The following is a 24,232-nucleotide window of genomic DNA, read 5'->3' on the forward strand; positions in this document are numbered from 1 at the left end:
GGGCAGGCCATCCGGACGGCAGAACAGGGAAGCAGATGAGGCAGGGTATGGTTGAGCAGTCACGACGGGGCGTGTGTCTGGTAATTTCGGCACCATCAGGGGCGGGAAAATCCACCATAGCGCAGGCTCTCCGCAAGGCTGACCCGACCATCTTCACGTCCGTGTCCGTCACGACCCGCTCCCCCCGCCCCGGTGAGGAAGAGGGCGTTCATTATTACTTCCGTGATCTGGAAACATTCCGCCACATGGCGGCCAATGGTGAGCTGCTGGAGTGGGCAGAGGTATTCGGCCGTGGGTACGGAACTCCCCGTGCGCCGCTGGAGGAAGCTCTTGCCGCCGGGCGTGACGTGATTCTGGACATTGACTGGCAGGGCTGCCGCCTGATGCGCCGGGCCATGCCGGATGATGTGGTGGGGCTGTTCGTCCTGCCTCCCTCGCTGGAAGAGCTGGAGTCCCGCCTGCGTGGGCGGAACTCGGACAGTGAGGAGGAAATCGCCTCCCGCATGAAGGCCGCCATGAGCGAGATTTCGCACTGGCCGGAGTTTGACTACGTTCTGGTCAATGATGATCTGGACCGGGCTGTGGAAGAGGCACGGGCCGTGCTGTCGGCCAGCCGTCTGGCCCGTGCCCGCCGCCGGGATGTTGCCGCCCTCTGGCCAGTAGCGGGCTGAAAGCGGCTCTGATAAGCTGGCCCCGTATGTTGCAAGCAGGAGCTTACTGATGACTGATATGCAGGCGAAGACGCCGCTTATTCTGGCCCTCCCCAAGGGGCGGATCCTCAAGGCCCTACGTCCTGTCCTGCATCATACGGGGTTTGAACCGGCGCAGGACTGTCTCGATGAGAGCAGCCGCCGCCTCCGTTTTCCCACGTCCGAGCCGGGGCTGGATGTCGTGCGGGTCCGGTCCTTCGATGTGGCAACCTTCGTGGCCTATGGTGGGGCTGATATTGGTGTCTGCGGGGCGGATGTCCTGATGGAGTTCGATTATCCCGATCTCTATGCACCGCTGGACCTTGGCATTGGCGGGTGCCGCATCGCCGTGGCCCGCCCGAAGGGAAGCGGGGATGAAGAGCCGCCGGAAGGACGGTCCCGGCTGCGGGTGGCGACCAAATATCCGGCCATTGCCCGCCGCCATTTCGCTTCCCGCGCCATCAATGCCGAGATCGTGCATCTGCATGGGGCGATGGAGCTGGCCCCGGCGCTGGATATGGCCGACGTGATCGTGGACCTTGTGGATACAGGCTCCACCCTGCGGGCCAATGGGCTGGAAGAGGTGGAAACCATCGCCCATGTGACCAGCCGCCTGATCGTGAACCGCATCGCCCTGAAAACCCGCCCCGAGGAAGTCGGCAGCCTGATCGAACGGTTCCGGTCTGCCGTTGCCCAGTCTGCCCGGAAGGGAGAGTCCATCTGATGAAACGCCTGAATACGACATCACCGCAGTTCGCAACGGAGCTGAAGGCCGTTCTGGCCCGCCGTGGTGAGCAGAGCGGCTCCGTGGCGGAGCCGGTACGGGCCATTCTGGCCGATGTGCAGAAACGGGGCGATGAAGCTCTCTGTGACTATACGGAGCGGTTCGACCGGCTGGCCCTGACCTCCGACCAGCTGCGCATCAGTGAGGCGGAGATCAGGGAGACGGCAGACCGTGTTGCCCCGGAGACGAAGGAGGCCCTTGCCCTGGCGGCAGAGCGCATCCGGGCGTTTCATGAGGCCCAGCTGCCCAGGGACCTCGATTATACGGATGATGCCGGGCTGCGGCTGGGGATGCGCTGGACGGCACTGGATGCCGCCGGCCTCTACGTGCCCGGTGGCAAGGCGGCCTATCCGTCCTCCGTGCTGATGAACGCCCTTCCGGCTCATGTGGCTGGTGTCAGACGGCTGGCCATGTGCGTGCCGACACCGGATGGCGTGCTGAATCCGCTGGTCATGGAGGCGGCCCGGCTCTGTGGCGTGACGGAGATTTACCGCATTGGCGGGGCGCAGGCCGTGGGTGCCCTGGCCTATGGCACGCAGGGCATCGCTCCGGTGGACCGCATCGTGGGGCCGGGCAACGCCTTCGTGGCGGAAGCCAAGCGGCAGGTGTTCGGCCATGTGGGAATCGACAGCATTGCTGGTCCGTCCGAGGTCGTGGTGGTGGCGGATGGCAGCAATGATCCCCGTCTGGTGGCGATTGATCTTCTGGCACAGGCAGAACATGACGAGCAGGCGCAGTCCGTCCTGATCACGCAGGATGAAGCCTTTGCCGACAGGGTCATTGTGGCAGTGGAAGAAGAACTGAAAACACTCCCCCGGGCGAAGATCGCCCGCAGAAGCTGGGAGGATTGTGGGGCAGTCGTGATTGTCCGGTCGGAAGATGAGGCGGCCGAGGTGGTAAACGAATTTGCCCCTGAACATCTGGAGGTCCTGCTGGATGACCCGAGAGCCTTCAGCAGGAAGGTCCGTCACGCTGGGGCGATTTTCATGGGGCGGTTCTGCCCGGAGGCAGTCGGGGATTATGTCGGTGGTCCCAACCATGTCCTGCCGACCAGCCGCACAGCCCGTTTTGCCTCCGGCCTTTCCGTCTATGACTTCCTGAAGCGGACAACATCCATCGAGACGGATATGGAGGGGCTGAAGAAGGTCGGCCCCGCCGGTGTGATTCTTGCCCGGGAGGAAGGGCTGGACGCCCATGCCATGAGCCTGTCGGAACGTCTGAAGCAGGGGTGAGGCAGGAGACCCTGTCATGAAGAAAGGGCCGCCCCGGCATGGGAGCGGCCCTTCTTCGTTCCGGACTGGAGGGAGGTTGTGCTCAGCCCCGCAGGAACTCCAGCATCAGGCTGTTGAAGCTGGTCGGGTCTTCCACATGCAGCCAGTGCCCGGTGTTGGGAATGGTCTTGATGTCCGCCTGGGGGAAGTAACTCCGGATGACATCATGATGCTGCGGCTTGATGTAGGGAGAGTTTCCGCCCCGGATGAACAGGGCCGGACCGTCCCACGTCTTGCCCTTGAAGACATCCGGCCAGGACTGGATGACGGGGAAGCTGGCGACGATGTCCGTCACGCCGATGTTCCACCGGGCCGGGTTGCCGGGCGTGATGTGCTGGGCGATCAGCTCGCCAACGGAAGGGTCTTCTGTCAGGTCATGAAGGAACTTGCGGATTTCGGCATGGCTGTTCAGGGCCGGGAGCGGCGTGTGGTACAGCTGCTGCGCCAGATCGTGCTGACCGTGGATCATGATGTCCGGGGCAATGTCCGCTACCAGAAGTTTCTTGAAGCGCTCCGGTGCCGTCAGCGCAGTGGCCATGGCCGTCTTGCCGCCCATGGAGTGCCCCACGATGTAGGCGTCTTCAATGCCCAGGGCATCCATGCTTTCCAGCACGTCCTTGGCCATTTCCGGGTAGGAAATGGGCGCATGGGGGCTGTCGCCATGGCATCGGAGATCAAACGCAACCGTGTTGAAATAGGGACTCAAGGCTCTCTGGAGAATGCCGAGGTTGCGGGCCCGCCCAAAAACCCCATGAAGCATGACAACTGTCGGTGCATTGTCCACACCCGTCTCATTGCGAACAAGGGAAGCAAGTTGCATGACTGTAACTCTTTAACGGACTGAAAAAACAGGAAGAAGCGCTGCTTATAGAGTCATTCTGGATAAAATCAATCCTATATTACCTATGAGAGCTATTGCAGTTTCTTCATTTCTGTAAAGAAATGGTTCTGGCAGGAGCTGCGGCAGAGAAGGCATGGAGCGCGGTGCTGGACGGACGGGGGCATTCTCGGGCACGGTGGAGCCGATGTCATGATGCACGCAAGGAGACGCTCCAATGGCCCGGAAGATACAGCACCCTGAAACACTGGCCCTTCATGCAGGCTGGCGGGCAGACCCGGTAACGGGATCGGTCGTGCCACCCATCCATCAGACAACATCCTATCAGTTCGAGAGCAGCCAGCAGGCTGCGGATCGTTTTGCGCTGAAGGATGTGGGCATGATCTATTCCCGCCTGACCAATCCGACCGTGGATGTGTTTGAAAAACGCATGGCGGCGCTGGAGGGAGGTGCGGCCTCCGTAGCTGTGGCGTCCGGCCAGGCGGCGGCAACCGTGGCGATACAGACACTGGCAGAAGCAGGGGACAATATTGTCAGCGGGACGGACCTGTATGGCGGAACATGGAATCTGTTTGCCCATACGCTGAAGAACATGGGAGTGGAGGTCCGTTTCGTGGACCCCTCTGACCCGGCTGCTTTTGAGGCGGCCAGCGATGAGCGGACACGGGCCTGGTATCTGGAAACCCTGCCGAATCCCAAGCTGGTTGTGCCGCCCATGGCGGCCATTGCCAAGGCAGGGCGGGCGCAGGGGATTCCGCTGATTGTGGATAATACTGCAGCCCCTCTGCTGGCCCGCCCGCTGGAGCAGGGGGCTGCCATTACGGTTTATTCGGCCACCAAATATATTGGCGGGCATGGGACATCCATTGGCGGGCTGATCATTGATGGTGGCCAGTTTGACTGGGGGCAGCGTCATCCACTGCTGACACGGCCTGACCCCAGCTATCATGGTGCCATCTGGACGGAGGCCGCCCGCCCGCTGGGGCCGGTGGCCTATGCGCTGCGGGCCCGGGCCGTGCTGCTGCGGGATGGCGGGGCGGCTCTGTCGCCTTTCAATGCGTTCCAGCTCATTCAGGGTGTGGAGACGTTGCCCCTGCGGATGCCCCGCCATTGCGAGAATGCGTTGAAGGTGGTGCAGTTCCTGCAGGCGCGTCGTGATGTGGAGCGTGTGATCCATCCTGCCGTGCAGGAGGGGGAGGCCCGTCAGCGGGCCGAAGCCGTCCTGAAAGGAGGACTGGGTGGACTTGTCGGATTCGAGCTGCCCGGTGGCCGGGAAGCGGGTCAGCGTTTCATTGATGCGCTGGAGCTTTTCTATCATGTGGCGAATATTGGGGATGCCCGGAGTCTGGCCATCCATCCGGCGTCCACCACACATGCACAGCTGAGCGAGGCGGAACAGAAGGCGGCTGGTGTATCGCCGGGCTATGTCCGTCTGTCTGTCGGGCTGGAACATCCCGAGGATATTCTGGCTGATCTGGCTCAGGCACTGGATCGTGCAGCGGGATGAAGGGTGTTTCCCGTCTCTTCCTCTTGGCAAGGCTTTCTTTACGGCGCAGTGTGACGGTCAGCCCATTCAATGAAGTGATGAACAGGAAAGGAAGATCATCATGTCCACACCAGAAAGCCGCCTTGCTGCACTGAACATCGAATTGCCCGTGGCGGCAGCCCCGGTTGCCAATTATCTGCCGGTCGTGCGGACGGGGAACCTGCTGGTCGTGTCGGGGCAGCTGCCGCTGGTGGATGGCAAGCTGCTGATTACCGGCAAACTGGGGGCCGAGGTCTCCAATCAGGCGGGGACGGCCTGTGCCCGGGCCTGTTTCATCAACATTCTGGCCCAGCTGAACACGGCCCTGAATGGTGATCTGTCCCGGGTGCGCCGTGTCGTGCGTCTTGGGGGCTTCATGGCCTGCACGCCGGACTTTACCGATCATGCTGCCGTGATGAACGGGGCGTCTGATCTGGCAGCGGAGGTTTTCGCCGGGGAAGTCGGGCAGCATGCCCGCTCCACCGTCGGGGTGCCCAGCCTGCCGCTGAATGCGCCGGTTGAGGTTGAAGCGATGTTTGAAGTCGTCTGATTGTCCGGTTGTCAGATATGAGGACGGGCCGTCCATCCCTGAGGGGGTGGCGGCCCGTATCACATTGGGGGGTTCTTTTTGGCTGGTTGCCTGTTATGGAGGAGGATCATCATCACCAGAAGCGTGCCGTGGTGGTGTGGCAATACTCTGTAAAAGGATGAATTGACGGATGAGTGATACAGTTCCTGATCGTCTCTCGATCTACCCGGACAGCCCGTACTTCAATGAGGAGATTCTGCTCCGTGGTATTGGGGTCCGCTTCAGGGGAGAAGAGAAGACCAATGTTGAGGAATATTGCATCAGTGAAGGCTGGATCCGCGTGTCCGTCGGGCGGACGCTGGACCGTCGTGGTCGGCCCATGACACTGAAGCTGACTGGCCCGGTTGAGGTGTGGTTCAAGGACAAGGCCGATGCCTGAGCCAGGCAGGTGCGGATGACGGGAGGGGCGGAACCGTGAAAGAGGCTGATGCTGCCATGCCTGTGGGGGATGCCGGACACGGTGCCGTCACAGTGCCGGAAAGGGCGAGCTTCTGGTTCCGCCGGTTTCTGGCGTTCGTGGGGCCGGGCTACATGGTGGCCGTGGGGTACATGGACCCCGGCAACTGGGCGACCGACCTCCAGGGCGGGGCCCAGTTCGGTTATCGGCTGCTGTCCGTCATTCTGCTGGCCAACATCATGGCCGTCCTGCTTCAGGCCCTTGCCGCCCGGCTGGGGATCGTCACGGGGAAAGACCTTGCACAGGCCTGCCGGGACTGGCTGCCCCGGGGGCTGAGCCTGCCTCTCTGGCTGACCTGTGAACTGGCCATCATCGCCTGTGATCTGGCGGAGGTCATCGGCACGGCTGTGGCCCTGAATCTGCTGTTCGGCATCTCCATCATGGCCGGAACGCTGATTTCCGTGCTGGACGTGTTCATTGTCCTGCTGCTCATGCGGCGGGGCATGAGAGCGTTGGAAGCTTTCGTCATCACCCTGCTGGGGATCATTGCTGTCTGTTTTGGTGTGCAGCTTGTCGCAGCGGCCCCGCCTGTTGGAGCGGTGCTGAAAGGGTTTCTCCCCTCGTCAGAGGTTTTTACCAATCCGGGTATGCTCTATGTGGCCATAGGCATCATCGGGGCGACTGTCATGCCCCACAACCTTTATCTTCATTCTTCGCTGGTCAAAAGCCGTACCTATACCCGCACGGATGAAGGGCGGGAGGATGCGCTGCGCTGGGCTACATGGGACAGTACACTGGCCCTGACGCTTGCCCTCTTCATCAATGCAGCCATCCTGATCGTGGCAGCAGCGGCGTTCCATGGCACGGGGCATCAGGACGTGGCGGAGATCAGCGATGCGTGGAAGCTCCTCTCCCCCGTGCTGGGGTTCGGGCTGGCCTCCACACTGTTTGCCGTAGCCCTGCTTGCTGCGGGTACCAACTCCACCGTGACGGGGACGCTGGCCGGGCAGATTGTCATGGAAGGCTTCCTGCATCTTCGTCTGCCCTACTGGGCACGGCGTCTGCTGACCCGGGGGCTGGCTGTTCTGCCCGTCATTGTCGTGATCGCCATTTTCGGGCAGGGCAAGGTGGGTGACCTGCTGGTGTTCAGTCAGGTCGTGCTGTCCATGCAGCTGCCTTTCGCCATGGTTCCGCTGGTCTGGTTCGTGTCCAGCCGGAAGCATATGGGGCGATTCCATCTTTCCCCTCTTCTGGCTGTGCTGTCCTGGCTGGTTGTGCTGGTGATTGTCGGACTGAACATCAAGCTGCTGGGAGATGCCCTTTTCTGAAGCGTGTCAGCAGGGTGTGCATTTCGGGGGCAGATAATGGAAGCTGCGGTCGAACCATGTCAGACCGTGACCAGCTCCGTCTTTGACGGTGATGGTATGCACACGGCAGATCAGCACGTCATGTGTGCCGATGCTGTGGGTATCGTCTATCGTACAGTCGAGCGTGGCAAGGGCACCATCCAGAAGCGGTGAGCCAAGCGGACCAGTCTGCCATGTTCCGTAACCGAAACGGTCTGTAGAAGAAAGGGTGCTGTTGGCGAAAGCGCAGGCAAGAGTGTCATGCCCCTTGCCGAGAATGCTGATGCCCAGCCTGCCATTTTCCAGAAAGGCCCTATGGGACTGGTTGCTGCGGTTCAGGCAGACCAGAACGGTGGGAGGCGTGTCCGTCACGCTGGTAATGGCAGAGACAGTCAGCCCATGTCGGCCTGCTGGACCATCAGTCGTGACAAGAACGACAGGGGAGCCAAGGCGGCTCATGGCGTTGCGAAAGACAGCCTGCATGGCGGACCCTTCTGGTAGTGATAAAACAGGACCAATGAAGGACTGATTATGGACTCATTGTCACAGGGATGCAAATGCCATTCCCGAGAGGTGGGAACGCAGATCGCCCCTGCGTGGCATCACGGCAGGGGCGATCTGGGAAAGGGCGTGTGACGCCGGTGCTCAGTAGGTCAGTGTCAGGGAGGACTGATAGTAGGTTGCGTCGCGGGCACCAACCTGATGCATGGCATGGGAGGTGAGGAAGCGGACGACGTGGTGATCCCATGTCAGATGCGGGCCGAGACGCAGGCTGGCGGCCATCTGCGGGGCAATGCCGACAAAGGAATCATGATTGTAGGAGTTGAACATGCCGGAGGTGAACTGCCGCTGGAAGATGTTGCGGCCATAGATGGAGTAGGTGTCGTCCCCTGCACTGTAACGCCAGTAGATGGGCAGCTTCAGCTGGAAGGTTAGGTAACTGGTAGGTGAGAAGCTGGCCTTGGGGGCGAAGTCGATCAGGTTCTGGCCGGTCAGGTAGTTGGTCGGGTCCAGGTAGTTGGTGTTCACGCCGAACGGCTCGATGTAGGTGTTCACGCTGCCGGTCGTTCCACGGGCACCACCGCCGGAATAGGCATCACCCTGCACACCAATGGTTGGATGCCACATGACATGGCGGAAGTGGTAATCCACCGTACCGTTCATGGACCAGGCATTCACGTTGCGGTTCATGCGGTCATAATGGTTGGCCCTGTTGTAGGACTGGTAGAACGTGCCCTGCTGGTAGGCCCCGCCGAAAGAGAAGCTGATGGGACCGGCCTCACCATGCCAGCGCAGGCCGAAATTGTTGCGCTTCGTGTGGCCGAGGGCGGAGGCGTTGTACATCACGGTCTGCTGGGCAGGGCCGCCATTTATTTCATAACCGTAATAGAAAAGGTTGATGAAAGAATAGCCCTTCTCGCCGAGAAAGTGGAAATCAGGCGGAGCGATGGTGACATTGGCCCCGTACAGCCGTGTCTTGTAATCCAGCGTGTCGTGGAAGAGGGAATTGCCGCCACGGAAGCTGTCCGTATGGTTGTTTTTTGTGTTGATGAAGTAGAAGCCGTCAAAACGGACCCGGTTCCAGTGTTCATAGATGCGGAAACCATCCCAGCTGAGCGGCACGTTCAGCACGTCACGGTTGCCGATCATGTAATCCGGGGCATCCAGGAACTGCTGGCGACCGAAAATGAAGCCGCCATGCCCCCCCGCAGCCTTCCCGCTGAGTTCTACAAAAGCCTGTTGCAGGTCCAGGTTTTTGCGGAACGTACCGTCATAGCTGTATCCACGCCACCCGCCAGCATCGGCATTGATGAGCTGGCCGAAGAAGCGCACGTGCTGGCCGAGATGCAGGTCGGCACTCCAGAGGTTGCGGACGGCAAAGCGGCCTGAATTGAAGGGCCGTGCCTTCATGGAGGTGGTGGGGTCGATGGCCGCACCGAAAACGGGGCGTTTGTCATACCAGTTGTTGAGGCGTGTTTCCCCAGCAAGGCTGAGCCAGATGGACCCGCTGTCATTCAGCTTCATGTGTTTGTAGGAATCGAAGGGATCGCCCCTGTCGCAGATGCCTTTCCCGGGGGCACTGATGCTGTCCATCCCGGCGGGTGTGCCATACTGGGAGACCGGGCCGAAGCCCGTCTCGCTGCCATCGCCCCGTGCCCAGACGCCGTAGGGGTTGGGGGTGGTTTTTCCGTCATCCTTGGGGCAACCACCGGGAGCCGTGTGCATGATGCGGTCCAGAATGCTGCGCTGTTGTGGTGCATCCAGTGTGGAGGTTTCAGCATGAGCGGAGGAAAAAGCAGTGCCGAAACCTGTTGCCAGAAGTGTGGTACATAGGATGGTGCGGGAGAGGGAGAAATGTCTCATTGTCTTCTGTCAGGCTCGTCTGTGAATTGCTGAGCGGAAGAAGACGGGAAAAAATGCTCCTCAACATTGATTTAAGGCAAGAATGTGCAAAAGGTTCTTACAGAATAAACCTTTTACAATAACATGAAAAACCTTTCAGACGGAAAAAACGGACCTGCTCCATCCGTGGTTTTTTCTTGAGATTATCATTATAAAACAGTGGATTATTCTTTGATGTTGATCAGATGTCCTGCCCTGAAAAAGAAGGGTAGGGGGAAATTTTATTACCTATTTATTTATAGGATTTCCTTTTCTCTGTGATTTTCATATAAGATGCACTTGACTTTTTTCACGGAACGGTGAGCCCCTGACATCTGCCAGCATGGGCAGGTGTCAGGGATGATCCAGCAGAAGGTGAGGATGTTCACCTTTCAGCCGGTCAGTCTTTTGTCGTTCGGTGGCGTGGCAGCAGGGCCGGGATGAACAGAAGGGTGCAGACCAGCGTACAGCCAAGAGAGAGCAGCAGCAGCCGGCCCATGCTGGCTGTCCCCGGATGGGCTGAAGCTGCCAGTGAGCCGAAGGCGGAGCCGGTTGTCAGGGCAGAAAACAGCACGGCCCGGGCTGTTGGGGATGAAAGCTGGTTCTGAAGGCCCGCACGCCAGTTCATGACAAAATAGATGTTGAAGGAAACACCAACGCCCAGCAGCAGCGGCAGGGCGATGATGTTGGCGTAATTGAGCTGCTCCGGCACCGTGATGATCAGAATGACGGTCAGCAGGGAGGAAAGCAGCAGCGGAAGCAGGACAAGCAGCGTATCCAGCAGGCGGCGCAGCGTGGCGAAGAGGATCAGCGCGATGGCCACGATGGCACACAGGGCCGCCGTGATGAAGGCGTGTGTGATGGTCTGCGCACTGGCGATGATCTCCAGCGCAGGGCCGCAGATGTCCGGGGTTACGCTTTCCAGCTCATGCACGAAATGGTGGAGTGTTTTCGTTTCGGACATGCGCCCATTGGGGTGGATGATCAGCCGGTAAGCCCCTGTGGAGGCAATATAGTCGCTGCGTATGTCTTTGGGGATGGTATCAAGGGTGATGGGGGACGGGGCGAGCAGCGCCTTCAGCTGGCTCAGCTCTCCCGGCAGGAAACGTGTCAGGGCTTCATTGGTGGCCATCAGCGTGGCATCGGGTGCTGTGGAGAGGTGTTCCAGCGCTGCATGAAGGGCTTTCAGGGAAGGGGAAAGCCTGTCATCCAGCCCATCAAAATCATGTGCCGCTTTGAGAGCTGCTGCCCGGAGGTCCGCTGCCGAGGGGGGCGGTGCCGGATGGGCAACGGAAAGCGTGGGCAGCAGGATGTCGGCAGCTTCATGAATCAGCTGGAGTTTCGTTTCCTGATCGTCCGGGACCAGAGCTCCCAGCCAGAGAACATCATGCACGCTGTCCAGCTTGCCAAGAGCGGCGGCCAGCCGGCCTGCCGTTGCCGTGTCGGGGACAAGCACCTGGGCATTGTAGGGTGTGGTGAGAGGGTTCTCCTCAAGCAGGCTCAGGGCCTTCATGCCTTCCGTATTGGGATTTTTGGTATGGAGCGGGTCGGCATCGAACATGAGGGATGGCGCCAGCCCGGCTCCGATGAGCCCCAGCACGGCAAAGATGGCCAGCACGGGCAGGCGGAAACGGTGCAGGGCCCTGTCCAGTGGTTCAAGACAGGTGAATCCCCGGAGGTTGTCCCCCGGCATGGCCCGGAAGAATCGCAGCAGGGCAGGCAGCAGCGTCAGCGTGCAGATGAAAGCGATCACCATGCCGCCACCGGCAATCAGCCCCAGCTGGGCCACGCCGACAAAATTGGTGGGCGTGAAGGCAAGAAAGCCCGCTGCGGTGGCCAGAGAGGCAACAAATATTTGGCCGCCACTTTCCAGGCCTGTGCGGTCCAGTGCGGCGAGGGGGGAGAGAGGCCGCCCCTGTTCATCCTTCTGGCAGCGGAAACGCACGCCGAACTGGATGGCAAAATCCACGGCAATGCCGACAAACAGGATGGCAAAGGCCACGGAGATCATGTTGAGGGTACCAACGGCCAGTGTGGCAAAGCCGGTTGTCAGCAGCAGTCCGATGATGAGCGTGAGGAGGATGGGAATGACCACCCGCAGCGAGCGGACGGCCAGCAGGAGCCAGAGCGTGACAAGGGCGAGGGAGATGAACAGCCCGATGATCATGCCCTGGGCCACGGTGGAGAATTCCTCATCACTCAGCTTGGCTTCTCCGGTGATGAGCGCATGGGCCCGACCAGCCTTTACAGTAGGCAGGCTGTCCAGTGCGGTCCGCATGGCCGCCGTAGCGGCTTCGGACGGTTCGAAGGAGGTGAAGTCAGGTTTCGGGTGGGTGACGACAAACTGGTAATGGCTGCCTAGGTCGCTCAGGCCACCGGCCAGCAGCTTTTCCCATGAAAGAGGAACAGCATGGCCAGCAAGACCATCGTTGAGGGTCCGTGTCAGGCCATCAAGAGCGGTATTGAAACTGGCAGGGATGGGCTGATTGCTGCGTATGGCCGTGGCCATGAGGCTGAATGTGCCAAACAGCCCACGGGCCGAGGGGTCTGCTGCCAACATGCCAAGGAAGGGCTGTGCAGCAATGGTGGAATCCATCAGCGGTTCCAGCTGCTTCGTATCGATGAAGAGGAAGGCATTCCGGGTGTAGAAAGGGTTGGCATCCGGCTGGTCCACCCGGTCGAAATGGGTCGTGTCCCGGGAAAGGACAGCCGTAAGGGCATTGGCGGTTTCCCGGCCTTCTTCCGGCGTGGCAGCGCTGATGATGGCGACGAGGGTGTTCTTCTCGCCGGGGAAGAGGCTCTCTATCTGACGGTTTTTCTGCTTCCATGGCAGCGTGTCGGCAAACAGCCTGTCCGTCTCTGTCGTGATGCCCAGCTGGGTCATGCTCAGCCAGGCTGATCCCACGCAGAGGAGCATGAAGATGGTCAGGACAAGGGTGACATGACGGCCGCAGAACGCATTGAGGCGGCTTGTCAGAGTGGAAAGCATGGGGAAATCTGACCTCTTTGTGACCGTGCAGGCACCCTGCATATAACAGAAAGGCCGGGGCCAGAAGGCGTCTCGGCCGGACCGGAAGGAACCTGGCAGGGCAGCCGGGAGGCCCCTGCCGGGACGCATGACGGATGGCGTTTTCTAGCCATTCGGGGCGGAGGGACCGTCCCTGCGGATACCATGCGCACAGGAACTACTAGCCTGAAGGGGGGCTTTTTTCTATCCCCTGCATGAGGTGGCGAGGGAATGAAGGGGAGGGCTCATGGCTGCCCGGTCCGTGGTGGTGTTCTTGTGCCCGTGCAGGCTTTCTGGCTGACAGCAGGAGTATTCTGCGGCAGAATGGGCGGCATGACCTGGACATTGGACGGCATTGCCGAGCATGAAAGCATCATCCGCCATAGCGTGTTCCGGACTCTGGCCGCCCCTGTGGAGGACGAGGCAGGAGCGATGGCCTTTCTGGCAGAGGTGGCCGTGCCGGATGCCACCCATAACTGCTGGGCCTTCCGTGTGGGAGGGCGGTATCGTGTCAGTGACGATGGCGAGCCATCCGGTACGGCGGGCCGTCCGATTCTTTCAGCCATAGAAGGGCAGGACTTTGACGGGGTCATGGTGGTCGTGACCCGCTGGTTTGGAGGCATCAAGCTGGGGGCCGGTGGTCTGGTCCGGGCCTATGGCGGTGCGGCAGCGGCCTGCCTGCGGGAGGCCGCCAGGATCGAGCGGGTGGAGCGTATCCGCCTTGGCTTTCATTGCCCCTTTCCCGTTTTTGCTGAGGTGGAAGCCAAACTGCCGGGCTGGAATGTGGAAACACGGCGCTGCGATTTTGGAGCGGCTGGTGCCACGATGGAGCTGGCTGTCCCCGTGCAGGAGCGCATGGCCGTGGAGGCCTGGTTGCGGGACCTGACACGGGGGCAGGAACCCGTCCGGGTGCTGGACGGGGAACCGGAAGGGTAAGAGACGGGGCTTCTGCTTTCGCTCCCGTTTCTGTCAGTTTTTCTTTCTGTCCTGCCGTTTTAGCTCTTCCGGTGAGGGGCCGGTGGCTTCAGGTGCCGTGTAGCGGGGAACACGCCCGTGATGGCCGAAATTGACGATCCGGGCCTCTTTCAGCCCATGCATGGAGAAGAGCATGCGGGCAAGCTGGAGTGCCAGCGCAGAGCCAATGAAGGGGCCGACAAGATAGATCCACACACCATGCAGGTTATGGGCCAGCGTATCGGGGGCCAGTGTCCGCATGAAATTCGTGCTGTTGCCGGAGAACCCGGCGATCAACGGGTTGGTGACGGCAAAATAGAAGGCGCAGATCCATGTCGTCAGATGCTGTAATTTCGGGCGTGAGGCCGTGAAATAGATGATCATGATCAGTCCCGCCGTGGCGATGGCTTCCATCAGGGCGGCAAGGCCGAGGCCGTAATTGCTGGAAGGGAATGTTCCGGCATAATTGATCTGGCTGACCATGGGCTGCCAGAAAGGCAGCAGCAGGCTGATCCCCAGGCAGGAAATGAGTGTCCCGCTGAAGGCCCCGACAAGTTGTGCCCCGAGATAACCCAGCGCATCTGGCCAACGGATTTTCTTCGTCAGGAAGAAGGCCAGCGTCACGGAGGGGTTGAGATGTGCACCGCTGACCTTGCCGAAGGGGGACAGTGTGGCGACTGTCCCTGCCAGCCCGAAGAACAGGCCGATCAGGACAGAGCGGATGATGGGATGCGGGGCCAGCATGGCCGCAAAGGGGGACCGGTCTGACGCCAGGATGGTGGTCGTGCTGATGCCGATGGTCAGCATGATGGCCGTGGCGATGGCCTCCATGGCATACAGTTTCCAGTGGAGGGGCTGGTCAGGGTGAGGTTTGCCAGCCAAGGGGCGGTCCACCAGTTCCCGGTGGGAAAACCGGATATGAGGCAGGTGGATATGGGGAAAGCGGACGTGGTGGGCGGCAAAACGCTTTTTATCGTCCGGCTGCGGAGGGGGAGAAGAGATGGTCATGCGGCCTCTCTTGTGAACAGATGGAGGAACTACCCATCATGTTTCAGAATTGCTGGCGGGCCGGTCAAGACAATAAAGATGATTTAATCTTTTCCAGCCGGGGAAAAGCGGCGGACGAGGTCGCTCAGATGTCCCGTTTCAGCAATGGTGAGGGCGTGAGGGGCTTTGGGGCGGGCGTTGGCGGTGCCTACATGGCGGGGGATGACTGCCTGCCGGAAGCCCAGCTTGGCAATTTCTTTCAGCCTGATGCCTGTCTGGCTGACCTGCCGGACTTCTCCGGAAAGACCGATCTCGCCAAAATAGGCTTCATCAGGGGCAGTGGGCTGGCCCGTGGCGGCGGAGATCAGGGCTGCGGCTACGGCAAGGTCGGCAGCCGGTTCGGTGACCTTCAGCCCGCCGGTGATGTTGAGGTGGACATCCAGGCTGCCCAGTTTCAGTCCGCAGCGCGCCTCCAGCACGGCCAGAACCATGTTCAGTCGGGAGCTGTCCCAGCCCAGTACGGCACGGCGGGCGGCTCCATCACCACTTTTGGCAGAAAGCAGGACCTGCACCTCCAGCAGGATGGGGCGTGTTCCCTCCAGCCCGGCAAAAACGGCAGAACCGGCAATATTGCCATGCCGTTCGGCCAGAAACAGGGCGGAAGGGTTGGGTACTTCCCGCAGGCCGGTATCGGTCATGGCGAAGACGCCGATCTCGTCTGTGGCTCCGAAACGGTTCTTGGCTGCCCGGAGAATGCGGAATTGATGGCCCCGGTCACCTTCAAAATACAGCACGGCATCGACCATATGTTCCAGCACACGGGGACCGGCAAGGGCTCCTTCTTTCGTGACATGGCCGATGAGAATGAGGACAAACCCCAGTGTCTTGGCCAGACGGATCAGCTCGAAGGCACAGCTGCGGACCTGCGAGACCGAGCCGGGGGCACTGGCCACGCCTTCCAGCCACATGGTCTGGATGGAGTCGATGACGACGACCTGAAAAGCCCGTCTTTCTTCCAGCGAGGCCGTGATGTCATTGACATTGATGGAGGCGGCCAGCTCCAGCTGGTCCAGCGCCTTGGGGTCACGGTCCAGTTCCAGCCGCCGTGCCCGCAGGCGGATCTGGTCGATGGCCTCTTCCCCGGAGACATAGAGGACATTGTGCTGCGCTCTGGCGAGAGCGCAGGTCATCTGGAGCATGAGGGTGGATTTGCCGATGCCCGGGTCTCCGCCCACCAGCACGACCGAGCCGGGCACAAGCCCGCTGCCCAGCACCCGGTTCAGCTCCGCCATGTTCGTGTCCAGCCGGGCCGGAGGGGTGGCCTTGCCATCCAGCCGTGTCGTTTTCAGGCCCGCACCTTTTCGTGTGGTGGCGCTACGGCTGGGGGTGGCGGTTCTGGTTTCTTCCTCCAGAGTGTTCCACTCGCCGCACTGTTCGCAGCGGCCTGTCCATTTGGGGTATTGGGCCTGGCAGTTCTGGCAGACGAACAGGCTGGCAGGTTTCCGGGCCATGTCAGCGTTTTTCCGCAGGGTTGGCCATCATGCCACTGGTGGGGATCGGGCCGTCCAGCCGCCCGTGGGTGAATTGATCGACAATCGGATTGCCACTGTGCATCAGCGTATTGGCCGGCCCCTGCCAGATGATCTTCCCCCCGTAGAGCATGGCGGCATGGTCGCCGATGCGGGTGACGGAGGTCATGTCATGGGTGATGGTCAGCGCCGTGGCCCCCCGCTGGGTGACGCAGCTGCTGATGAGACCATCGATTACGGCGGACATGATGGGGTCCAGCCCGGTCGTGGGTTCATCGAAGAAGAGGATGTCCGGTTGTCCGGCCAGGGCACGGGCCAGTCCGACACGTTTCTGCATGCCGCCGGAGAGCTCCGCCGGGTTGAGGGGAGCCACATGCGGTCCCAGCCCGACCTGTTCCAGCAGGCGCAGGGCTTCCTTCTCCTGTGTGGCCCGATCACGGCGCCGGCCATGGCTCTTGGCAGTGAGGCCGAAGAGGATGTTGTCCATCACGCTCATGCTGTCAAACAGCGCAGCATTCTGGAACAGCATTCCGATCCGTTTCAGCAGGGTTTCACGTCGGCTGCGCGAGGCACCGATGATGTTCTCGCCATCAATCTCGATGGTGCCTTCATCAGGCTCGATCAATCCCAGGATGCAGCGTAACAGCAGGGATTTTCCGTTGCCGGATCCTCCGATGATGACTGTGGATTTCCCGGCTGGCACATCCAGATCAATCCCGTTGAGGATTGTCCGGTCTCCGAAGGATTTTCTCAGGCCACGGATGCGGAGGCGGGGCTGGCCAGACGGTGCTGCCGTCTGGGAAGAGGAGGAAGACGTCATCATGCGGTAAAGAAGAGATCCGTCAGCAGGTAGTCAAAGGCGAGAATCAGGATGGAGGAGGCGACGACGGTTGCTGTCGCCGCCCGGCCGACACCCTCGGCTCCACCCCGGCTGTTGTAGCCTTCGTAACAGCCCAGCAGGGTGATGAGAAATCCAAAGACAGCCGCTTTCAGCAGTCCGACCAGTACGTCATGGCTGTGCAGGGAGGCATGGGTGGCATGAATGTAGAGTGCGGGGCTGAAGCCAAGCTTCCCCACTGCAACGATGAAGCCCCCGGCAACGCCCAGGATGTCGGCGATCAGGACGAGGAACGGCAGGGCCAGGATACCTGCCACCAGGCGGGGCGTGACGAGATATTTGATTGGATCGGTTGCCAGTGTGTTCAGGGCGTCAATCTGGTCTGTGACCCTCATGGAGCCGATCTGTGCCGCAATGGCTGCCCCGATGCGGCCAGCCACCATGAGGCCTGCCAGAACTGGCCCCAGCTCTTTCGTGATGGACATGACCACGATGCCACCAACGGCATTCTGGGCATGGTACTGGCTGAAGCCGCTATAGGACTGCAAAGCGATGACGGCACCGGAAAATATGGCTGTCAGGGCCACGACAGGTAGCGAGAGAAAGCCGATCTCGACCAGGCAGGACAGAATGACCTGCCCGTAAACGGGCAGGCGGAAAATGCCTCCCAGCCCCCGCAGGGCGAACAGGCTGAGGGCCCCGGCATGGTGCAGGCCTCCCAGTATGCCACGGCCAAGAAAGATGAAGGGAAGGGATAGAACTCTCACACGGTCTGCCTTTGTTCTCTGCCGGTCACTGCGATGGTGTGTTCTGCGGCCCTGCCGGGGTGCCTGCCTGCGGCGCCTGTGGGGCAGGCTGGGATGTAGCTGATGCCGGTGGTGCGGGAGTGGGGGCCTGTGGAACGGGGCTGGACGCAGGGGGTGTTGCTGCCGGTGTGGCGGGGGGCGCAACAGCGGGCACTGCGGGCCGGACGGGTGTCCCCGCCGTCTGTCCGGCTGCTGTTCCAGCAGGAGGGGTGGATGTTCCGGCAGCCTGCTTCGGTACATGGGGAACGGCAGGATTGTTCAGCCCCTGTGCCTGGCCATCCGGCTGGGGGGGCTGGGCGGCAGGTGCCGGTCCTGCGGTCTGTTTTGCCGGGGTGGCCTCTGGCGGGCTGGCGTGGGTGATGTGCTTTGTTCCCCCATCCTGCACGGTGCCTGTCACCTTGCTGAGCGTGACGCTGGCAGCATCGCTGGTGGTGATGCTGGCATTGTTGACCGTGGCCATGATGGAGGCATCTGCCTGCTGGGAGGCATTCAGTGTCAGGCTGTCAATCTGCCCTTCGGTAATGGAAAGATGGCTGCTGTCGGACATCTGGGCCGAAAAGGCGGAGAGAAGGGCGGTATCCACCTCAAGGTGGCTCCCCCCTGTGGCATTGAGCTGTGCTGCACGGTTCAGCTGGTGGATGTGGGCCTGTGTCGTGCCGGAGATGGACATGTCCAGCGATTCCACACGGTCCACCTGAAGGGATGCATCATCCAGATTGCTTTCCAGCGTGGTGAGTGTGCCACTGATGGTGATGTGGGCCTGTGGGCTGTCATGCAATGTCAGCGCCGTGTCGCTGGAGAGGTGCAGGGTCAGCCGTCCGCCTTTTGGGCAGTTGTGCAGGGCGAGGCGGATATGGCTTTCCGTCCCGTCCCGGGTTGTCTGGATATCCGGGGTGAGGCCGGTAGCCTCTTCGACCACCACGCTGTCTTTCAGGGCGGCATCAGCCCGGATATGGACCTGCGCACAGGGCACGCTGAGGTCCAGCTCGTCCGCATGGAGGGGAGTGCGCACATCGGCTGCCAGAGCGCTGCTGGCCATCAGGGTTCCACCCAGCATGGCACCAAGGCACATGCCGCGCCCGAGCAACAGGGAAAGACAGGTCTGGACGTTACGCATGTTCACTCAGGAACTCCCGGCTACAAGAGATGGCAGGATTGTACCGCCTGCGGAAACGGACAGGGCGCAGGCCCTGTCAGCCTGCCCCCGTTCATGATTCCGTTATTGATGGCTACCATTATAGGCAGCCTGACCGCATGAGGATAGCCCGCTTTATGGGCAGGTATGTGGCGGCAGGGGGGCGCTGCCCAGACAGTGATAATGGAAGCCGGCTTCCAGCCATTCATCTTTCCGCCATATCTGCCGGTAGTCCAGCACGAGCCTGCCACGCATCCGGGGGGCGAGCTGGTCCGGGGTGAGAGCGGCAAAGGTGGGCCATTCTGTCAGGACCAGCAGCATGTCAGCCCCCTCGGCGGCCTGAAGAGGGGTGGCGGTGTAGGTGATGCCTTTTGGCAGCAGGGTGCAGGCTGTCTCCATGCCCTGCGGGTCATGGGCCCGCAGCGTGGCACCGGCCTCGTGCAGCAGGGGGAGGATGGTCAGGGCTGGGGCCTGCCGCATGTCGTCCGTATGGGCCTTGAAGGTGAGCCCCAGTACGGCGATGGTACAGCGTGTGATGTCACCCCCGGCCAGAGCAAGGATGCGCTCGGCAAGGCGGCGTTTGCGGGCCTCATTGGCTGCGATGGTGGTTTCGATGAGCTGCGTGGGGGTTCCGGCCTGTCGTGCGGAGGTTGCCAGAGCCTGCGTATCCTTGGGGAAGCAGGAACCACCATAGCCTGGCCCGGGTGTGAGAAAATGGGGGCCGATGCGGGGGTCCATCCCCATGCCACGGGTTACGTCGGCAATCTGGCCGCCTGTGGCTTCGCAGAGATCGGCCATTTCATTGGCGAAAGTGACCTTCATGGCGAGGAAGGCATTGGCGGCGTATTTTGTCAGTTCCGCACTTTCCAGCCCCATGAAGAGCAGGCGGCCCTCTGGCCCGGACAGGGGGGCGTAAAGTGTTTCCAGCAGGGTGCGGGCGGTGGAGGGGGCCCCCAGCTGTTCTTCCAGCCCGATGATGACGCGGTCCGGCTGCATGAAGTCGGCAATGGCGTGGCCTTCCCGCAGGAATTCGGGATTGGAGGCGATGTGAAAGGTCAGGTCGGGCCGGGCCTGCCGCACGATGGCAGCGACCTGCCGCCCTGTCCCGACCGGGACGGTGGATTTCGTGACGATCAGCAGGCCGTCAGGGGCATGGGTGGCAATGGCCCGTGCGGCGGCATGGACGTAACTCAGGTCAGCATGGCCGCTGCCCCGGCGGGTGGGTGTTCCCACAGCGATGAAGACGGCCCGGCTTTTCTGGAGGGCGGTGGCCAGATCACCAGAAAAGGCCAGCCGTCCCGCCTGCCGCTGTGCGGCAACCAGCTCTTCAAGCCCGGGTTCATAGATGGGCATGGTTCCGGTTTTCAGGCGGTCCAGCCGTGCAGGATCATGCTCGATGACAGTTACATTCGCCCCGAAGGCCGCCAGGCAGGCCCCTGATACCAGCCCGACGTAACCGCCGCCAATCATGGTGATGTGCATGGGGTCTCCTGATGATGAGGGGGGGCAAGTATATCAATAAAGTTCGATCAGCAAATTCAGGTTTGATAAATTCAATCAACTATGTTTTTTAATTTTTATTAAAAAACATAGTTCGTGGGTGGGGTTTATGGCGGCGATTGAATCAAGAGACGTAAGTGTAAAAGAATTGTTTCGGGATTTCTATATTGTCCCCAGTTATCAGCGTGAATACGTCTGGAAAAAAGTTCAGGTGAGGCAGCTTTTGGAGGACATACGCGCTGAACAGCAGGAAGGAACAAGTTCTGAATATTTTATTGGATCGTTGGTCGTTTGTCCAAGCCAGGTTAGAAAAGGTGCCGATGATCTGATAGATGGTCAACAGAGGGTTACGACGCTTTTTATTATTCTCTGTGCTATTAGAGATAGATTGTCTCTTCTTGGTGAAGATAGTCTTGAGGGTATTAAAAAGAGTATCGTTGATGTTGATACAGACCAAGATGGGAATGATTGTCTTCGATCTCACCTTGAGCCGCAGTACAAAGATGCAGGAAATGCTTTTAACGACTTGATAGAGGGAAATCCAATAAAGAAATCTGAGACGAGGTCCATAAAAAATATTTCTGTTGCTTACAGTACTGCGAAGCAGTTTTTGTTGGATGATCTGGAAGATTCTCGGGATGAGATCAGAAAATTTTTTGGATATCTGATGAAAAATGTCAAATTAATCAAGATATATACGGATAGTTTTGGACGAGCTTTAAAGATATTTGAAACGATCAATGATCGTGGCATTGGTTTGAATGCCATGGATCTGTTGAAGAATCTCCTGTTTATGAGTGCAGATGAACGTGAATTTGAATATTTGAAGGAGTGTTGGAAGTCTATTGTAGATGATTTGTATAAAATCAATGAGAAGCCATTACGTTTTCTGAGATATTTTATTTTTTCAACATGGGGCGTGCCTAGGCTTGCAAAGGATGAATTATACGAATGGCTCATAAATAATGATGAAAAAATCGGTTTAAAGAATAGCCCGGTTGCTTTTACAGAACGGTTAAGGGAGGCCTTGGAGGCTTATGCTGGTTTCCTGAATAAGAAAGATCGTTATGGGAAAGATAGCTATACTCTGGAAAATATATCCTTTTTGTATAGAAAGCACACGTCTGCGAGGCAGTATCTCGTTCTTCTTCTTGCAGGGCGTCATCTTTCATCTGAGATTTTTTCGGTTCTTTGTCGGGATATTGAGTCGTTCTTGTTCGTATGTATCCTTGTTAAGGAAGAAATTCGAACGTTTGAGGCCTTGTTTGCTAGGTGGTCTCTTCGCCTTACCAAGGTGAAAAGCATGGAAGACTATAGAAATTTTGCAAAAGAAACGTTTCAGGCGCAAAAAAGGAAGCATGCAAACAAGTTTTATGCCACTTTCAAAGGTATGGATGACAGGTCTCTTCCCAAATATCAGTTTGATTACGTTCTGGGGAAATTGACTCAGCATGTCGATAAGAATGCGTATGGAGGTAATCATCCTCTCTCATATTATTGTAATTCGAAAGAAGTTCATCTGGAACATATTTTGCCTAAAAACTCAAATGGGGATGTATTTAAAGAGTTTGGACTTGGAGTGGATGATCCAAGGTTAATTTCGTCCATAGGAAATCTGGCTCTTGTTGAGAAATCAATCAATATGTCGCTGGGTAATAAGCCATTTTCCCAGAAGAGGCGTATTTATCCTAAATCCCGCTATCTTTTGACGAGGATTATTTCTGAAAGACCAGATATAGGTGATACGGCTATTGATCGGGCTGTGTTGCACATGCACCCATTTGACAAATGGGATAAGAATTCCATTCATCAGCGTGCTGAATGGCTGGCGGATCTTGCTTGTGCTGTTTGGGACGTTCCTATTGATGATTACGGTAAAGGGCTGGAGATGGAAGGGCGGTAACGGCCCTTCTCAATTGAAGGGCTGGTAGCGGAGGGACATCAGGACCATGTCGGCGTCGCTTTTGGGTTTGCCCCCCACGCCGGAGAAGGCCTGCACATGGGTGTGGGAATACTGCCCCCCCACCAGCAGGGTGCCATAATCACCCTTGGCGGCCGTGTACCAGAACCCCCCGGTTGCCTGCGCCACTGTGCGGATGTTGCCGGAGGCAGCACAGTTGGTGGCGAGTTCTGTAAAGCAGCCCCGCATGTCGAAACCACGGTTGCCATAGCCGTAATGGCTGCCATCTTCATCAAAGGAACGGCGGCTGAGGACAGTTTCTGCCCCGGCATAGGAATAGAGTTTCAGGGTCTTGAGAGGGTTGCCATAGAGGCCGAGCAGCAGGTTGGCTTCCGGCAGAGGCGTGACGGCACCGTTACGCCCGTAGGTATAATCCGGCATGTTGGACGTGCCGTAGCGGCCCAGGCCCGTGCCGACAAGGCCGGAGGCTTGGAAATACAGTTTCCTGTTGATGAGGGGCAGGACCATGCCGCCCCCGCCTCCACCGGCGATGCGGGTATGGTTGCTTCCTCCTCCCAGCGTGCTGGTCCGGTCCCGGAAGAAGCGCATGACGCCAGTAAGTTCGTAATGGCCCCAGCCGGGGTCGGCAGCGATCTTGGCGATGAGGTCCGGTGCTGGGTCGGTCGTGTAGTAGGTGGAAGGGTTGTTGACGTTCGTGCCGGTCAGCCGGTCGGTCGTGGTGCAGTGTCTGGCAGCGTTGGAGCAGGGAGATACACCAGCCGGGACGGCACTGGGGTTTTCGATGGACAGGCCGGCAGCGTAACGTTCCTCCTTGCCGAAGGTTTTGACAGCACGGAACTGGGCGTTGCGTGTCCAGTTGAAGCCGGGGACGTATTGGGCCTCGATGACCATGGGGGTCTGTTCGTCACGGGCCAGCAGGCCCTTGTTGTAGAGCGTGATGAGAGACCAGCTCTGCCCACCAAGCAGGTACCAGCCATCTTCGTGGTTCTTCAGTTCACCATAAACGACACGGGCACGCAGGACGTAGGAGTTCGACTGGCGGGAGTTGGATGATGAGCCGGAACCCTGGAAATCCGTCTCCACATAGGCATCGGCTACCAGTTTCCGGGTCAGCATCCCTTCTGCCAGCAGGGCCAGCCGGCTCTGCCGCTCTGTCTGGTGGAATTCGCTCATGTGGGAGGCAGGCTGGTTATGCCATGGAATGCCGTTATAGGCACTGGCAATATCGGCAGCACTGTTGCGGGAGCGCCAGACGCCTGCGGCCTCCAGATATCCCCCCAGAGTCAGGCGGATACCGCCAATCTGGAGCTGCCCCCGGCGCAGCGGGCTGTAAAGGTCTGGATGGGCGGGTGGAATGGCTGTCAGCTCGCCATAGGGGGTACTGGCCGTGCGGGAAGGGGTCAGGATGGCATTGTCACCAAGGCCGAATACATCGTCATGCCTGGTCCGGGAGGACGCCAGATGCCCCGCCGCGGCTGCCGGGCCAAGCAGCCTTTCCCGGGGGGCATAAGGGTCGGCCTCAATCAGTTCTCTCTGGCGGGCCAGTTCAGCACGGACACGCCGATTCTCGGCAGCCTGTTTCTGCTTCATGGCTTCGAGCTGGGCCTGCATGGCGTGTATCTGTTTTTCCATCAGGGCAATTGCATCATTGGTGCCGGCGGCATGGGCAGATGATGCGAAGTGTGATGCACTGTATGACAGAAATATTACTGTCATAAAACTGTAATGAAAGGG

The 24,232-nt window shown here is 59.5% G+C and carries 20 protein-coding genes; 9 read left to right on the plus strand and 11 right to left on the minus strand.

The genetic code is table 11. The features are described 5' to 3' along the window. Positions 1–47 precede the first annotated feature (47 nt). The 3 genes from gmk to hisD are packed head-to-tail and all read left to right on the plus strand — an operon-like array spanning position 48 to position 2,705. On the plus strand, positions 48–671 hold the full coding sequence (gmk, locus tag DTI93_RS04945) for a guanylate kinase (protein WP_043559423.1): 624 nt from the start codon (positions 48–50) through the stop codon (positions 669–671). 49 nt (positions 672–720) lie between these two features. Beyond that, positions 721–1,413: an ATP phosphoribosyltransferase gene (gene hisG, locus DTI93_RS04950; RefSeq protein ID WP_043559032.1), complete on the plus strand. Its 693-nt coding sequence runs from the start codon at positions 721–723 to the stop codon at positions 1,411–1,413. Next, positions 1,413–2,705 carry a histidinol dehydrogenase gene (gene hisD, locus DTI93_RS04955; protein ID WP_249079834.1) on the plus strand — a complete coding sequence of 431 codons (1,293 nt, stop codon included), beginning with the start codon at positions 1,413–1,415 and terminating at the stop codon, positions 2,703–2,705. The genes hisG and hisD overlap by 1 nt, the downstream gene beginning before the upstream one ends. An 82-nt stretch (positions 2,706–2,787) precedes the next feature. On the opposite strand, the gene DTI93_RS04960 is transcribed toward hisD, so the two are convergent. Then, a complete protein-coding gene (locus DTI93_RS04960; protein ID WP_249079836.1) occupies positions 2,788–3,564 on the minus strand; it encodes an alpha/beta fold hydrolase in 777 nt (258 codons plus the stop codon). Between the two features lie 235 nt (positions 3,565–3,799). Between DTI93_RS04960 and DTI93_RS04965 the strand changes: the two genes are divergently transcribed. The 4 genes from DTI93_RS04965 to DTI93_RS04980 all read left to right on the plus strand — a co-directional run bounded on the left by DTI93_RS04965 (position 3,800) and on the right by DTI93_RS04980 (position 7,421). Further along, positions 3,800–5,089, plus strand: a complete 1,290-nt coding sequence (locus DTI93_RS04965) for an O-acetylhomoserine aminocarboxypropyltransferase/cysteine synthase family protein (RefSeq protein ID WP_249079838.1) — start codon at positions 3,800–3,802, stop codon at positions 5,087–5,089. A gap of 97 nt (positions 5,090–5,186) precedes the next feature. Continuing rightward, on the plus strand, positions 5,187–5,657 hold the full coding sequence (locus DTI93_RS04970) for a RidA family protein (protein ID WP_086431576.1): 471 nt from the start codon (positions 5,187–5,189) through the stop codon (positions 5,655–5,657). Between the two features lie 169 nt (positions 5,658–5,826). Then, the gene (locus DTI93_RS04975; RefSeq protein WP_043559024.1) at positions 5,827–6,075 is read left to right on the plus strand and encodes a DUF3297 family protein; all 249 of its coding nucleotides are present in this window, start codon (positions 5,827–5,829) and stop codon (positions 6,073–6,075) included. Between the two features lie 56 nt (positions 6,076–6,131). Beyond that, on the plus strand, positions 6,132–7,421 hold the full coding sequence (locus tag DTI93_RS04980; RefSeq protein ID WP_081563321.1) for an Nramp family divalent metal transporter: 1,290 nt from the start codon (positions 6,132–6,134) through the stop codon (positions 7,419–7,421). 6 nt (positions 7,422–7,427) lie between these two features. Here DTI93_RS04980 and DTI93_RS04985 read toward each other — a convergent pair whose 3' ends face one another. From DTI93_RS04985 to DTI93_RS04995, 3 genes are all read right to left on the minus strand, one after another. Then, the gene (locus DTI93_RS04985) at positions 7,428–7,922 is read right to left on the minus strand and encodes a flavin reductase (protein ID WP_192848701.1); all 495 of its coding nucleotides are present in this window, start codon (positions 7,920–7,922) and stop codon (positions 7,428–7,430) included. A gap of 162 nt (positions 7,923–8,084) precedes the next feature. Next, entirely contained in the window at positions 8,085–9,803 is a 1,719-nt protein-coding gene (locus DTI93_RS04990) for an alginate export family protein (RefSeq protein WP_081562396.1), read from the minus strand. 418 nt (positions 9,804–10,221) lie between these two features. Further along, positions 10,222–12,810: an MMPL family transporter gene (locus DTI93_RS04995; protein ID WP_086431646.1), complete on the minus strand. Its 2,589-nt coding sequence runs from the start codon at positions 12,808–12,810 to the stop codon at positions 10,222–10,224. Between the two features lie 342 nt (positions 12,811–13,152). Here DTI93_RS04995 and DTI93_RS05000 point away from each other — a divergent pair, with 342 nt between their 5' ends. Further along, positions 13,153–13,764, plus strand: coding sequence for a YigZ family protein (locus DTI93_RS05000; RefSeq protein ID WP_043559417.1), 612 nt, complete (start codon positions 13,153–13,155; stop codon positions 13,762–13,764). A 33-nt stretch (positions 13,765–13,797) separates the two neighbouring features. On the opposite strand, the gene DTI93_RS05005 is transcribed toward DTI93_RS05000, so the two are convergent. The 6 genes from DTI93_RS05005 to DTI93_RS05030 form a co-directional block, all read right to left on the minus strand. Then, positions 13,798–14,790, minus strand: coding sequence for an MIP/aquaporin family protein (locus tag DTI93_RS05005; protein WP_081562395.1), 993 nt, complete (start codon positions 14,788–14,790; stop codon positions 13,798–13,800). 83 nt (positions 14,791–14,873) lie between these two features. Then, positions 14,874–16,280 (minus strand): DNA repair protein RadA, encoded by a 1,407-nt coding sequence (gene radA, locus DTI93_RS05010; RefSeq protein WP_043559018.1) that lies wholly within the window; start codon positions 16,278–16,280, stop codon positions 14,874–14,876. A gap of 1 nt (position 16,281) precedes the next feature. Next, the gene (locus tag DTI93_RS05015; RefSeq protein ID WP_249079899.1) at positions 16,282–17,118 is read right to left on the minus strand and encodes an ABC transporter ATP-binding protein; all 837 of its coding nucleotides are present in this window, start codon (positions 17,116–17,118) and stop codon (positions 16,282–16,284) included. Continuing rightward, positions 17,118–17,903, minus strand: coding sequence for an MlaE family ABC transporter permease (locus DTI93_RS05020; protein WP_408902099.1), 786 nt, complete (start codon positions 17,901–17,903; stop codon positions 17,118–17,120). Before DTI93_RS05020 ends, DTI93_RS05015 begins: the two co-directional genes overlap by 1 nt. 25 nt (positions 17,904–17,928) lie before the next feature. Next, positions 17,929–19,065, minus strand: coding sequence for a hypothetical protein (locus DTI93_RS05025; protein ID WP_249079841.1), 1,137 nt, complete (start codon positions 19,063–19,065; stop codon positions 17,929–17,931). Between the two features lie 147 nt (positions 19,066–19,212). Further along, a complete protein-coding gene (locus tag DTI93_RS05030; protein WP_193599748.1) occupies positions 19,213–20,559 on the minus strand; it encodes a UDP-glucose/GDP-mannose dehydrogenase family protein in 1,347 nt (448 codons plus the stop codon). 127 nt (positions 20,560–20,686) lie between these two features. Between DTI93_RS05030 and DTI93_RS05035 the strand changes: the two genes are divergently transcribed. Then, entirely contained in the window at positions 20,687–22,480 is a 1,794-nt protein-coding gene (locus DTI93_RS05035) for a DUF262 domain-containing protein (RefSeq protein WP_249079844.1), read from the plus strand. 9 nt (positions 22,481–22,489) lie between these two features. Here the strand turns inward: DTI93_RS05035 and DTI93_RS05040 are convergent, their stop codons facing one another. Next, positions 22,490–24,130, minus strand: a complete 1,641-nt coding sequence (locus DTI93_RS05040; protein ID WP_143539847.1) for a hypothetical protein — start codon at positions 24,128–24,130, stop codon at positions 22,490–22,492. Positions 24,131–24,232: the final 102 nt, after the last annotated feature.

It is taken from the genome of Parasaccharibacter sp. TMW 2.1884 (genome assembly GCF_023337695.1).
Classification (GTDB): domain Bacteria; phylum Pseudomonadota; class Alphaproteobacteria; order Acetobacterales; family Acetobacteraceae; genus Bombella; species Bombella apis.

Excerpts from the sequence above, each read along its gene's own strand:
- gmk (WP_043559423.1), top strand. The coding sequence starts at position 48 with ATGGTTGAGCAGTCACGACGGGGCGTGTGTCTGGTAATTTCGGCACCA.
- DTI93_RS04960 (WP_249079836.1), bottom strand. The coding sequence starts at position 3,564 with ATGCAACTTGCTTCCCTTGTTCGCAATGAGACGGGTGTGGACAATGCA.
- DTI93_RS05000 (WP_043559417.1), top strand. The coding sequence starts at position 13,153 with ATGGGCGGCATGACCTGGACATTGGACGGCATTGCCGAGCATGAAAGC.
- DTI93_RS05015 (WP_249079899.1), bottom strand. The coding sequence starts at position 17,118 with ATGACGTCTTCCTCCTCTTCCCAGACGGCAGCACCGTCTGGCCAGCCC.
- hisD (WP_249079834.1), top strand. The coding sequence starts at position 1,413 with ATGAAACGCCTGAATACGACATCACCGCAGTTCGCAACGGAGCTGAAG.
- DTI93_RS04990 (WP_081562396.1), bottom strand. The coding sequence starts at position 9,803 with ATGAGACATTTCTCCCTCTCCCGCACCATCCTATGTACCACACTTCTG.
- DTI93_RS04995 (WP_086431646.1), bottom strand. The coding sequence starts at position 12,810 with ATGCTTTCCACTCTGACAAGCCGCCTCAATGCGTTCTGCGGCCGTCAT.
- DTI93_RS05035 (WP_249079844.1), top strand. The coding sequence starts at position 20,687 with ATGGCGGCGATTGAATCAAGAGACGTAAGTGTAAAAGAATTGTTTCGG.
- DTI93_RS05030 (WP_193599748.1), bottom strand. The coding sequence starts at position 20,559 with ATGCACATCACCATGATTGGCGGCGGTTACGTCGGGCTGGTATCAGGG.
- DTI93_RS04985 (WP_192848701.1), bottom strand. The coding sequence starts at position 7,922 with ATGCAGGCTGTCTTTCGCAACGCCATGAGCCGCCTTGGCTCCCCTGTC.
- DTI93_RS04980 (WP_081563321.1), top strand. The coding sequence starts at position 6,132 with ATGCCTGTGGGGGATGCCGGACACGGTGCCGTCACAGTGCCGGAAAGG.
- hisG (WP_043559032.1), top strand. The coding sequence starts at position 721 with ATGACTGATATGCAGGCGAAGACGCCGCTTATTCTGGCCCTCCCCAAG.
- DTI93_RS04965 (WP_249079838.1), top strand. The coding sequence starts at position 3,800 with ATGGCCCGGAAGATACAGCACCCTGAAACACTGGCCCTTCATGCAGGC.
- DTI93_RS05005 (WP_081562395.1), bottom strand. The coding sequence starts at position 14,790 with ATGACCATCTCTTCTCCCCCTCCGCAGCCGGACGATAAAAAGCGTTTT.
- radA (WP_043559018.1), bottom strand. The coding sequence starts at position 16,280 with ATGGCCCGGAAACCTGCCAGCCTGTTCGTCTGCCAGAACTGCCAGGCC.
- DTI93_RS04975 (WP_043559024.1), top strand. The coding sequence starts at position 5,827 with ATGAGTGATACAGTTCCTGATCGTCTCTCGATCTACCCGGACAGCCCG.
- DTI93_RS05040 (WP_143539847.1), bottom strand. The coding sequence starts at position 24,130 with ATGGAAAAACAGATACACGCCATGCAGGCCCAGCTCGAAGCCATGAAG.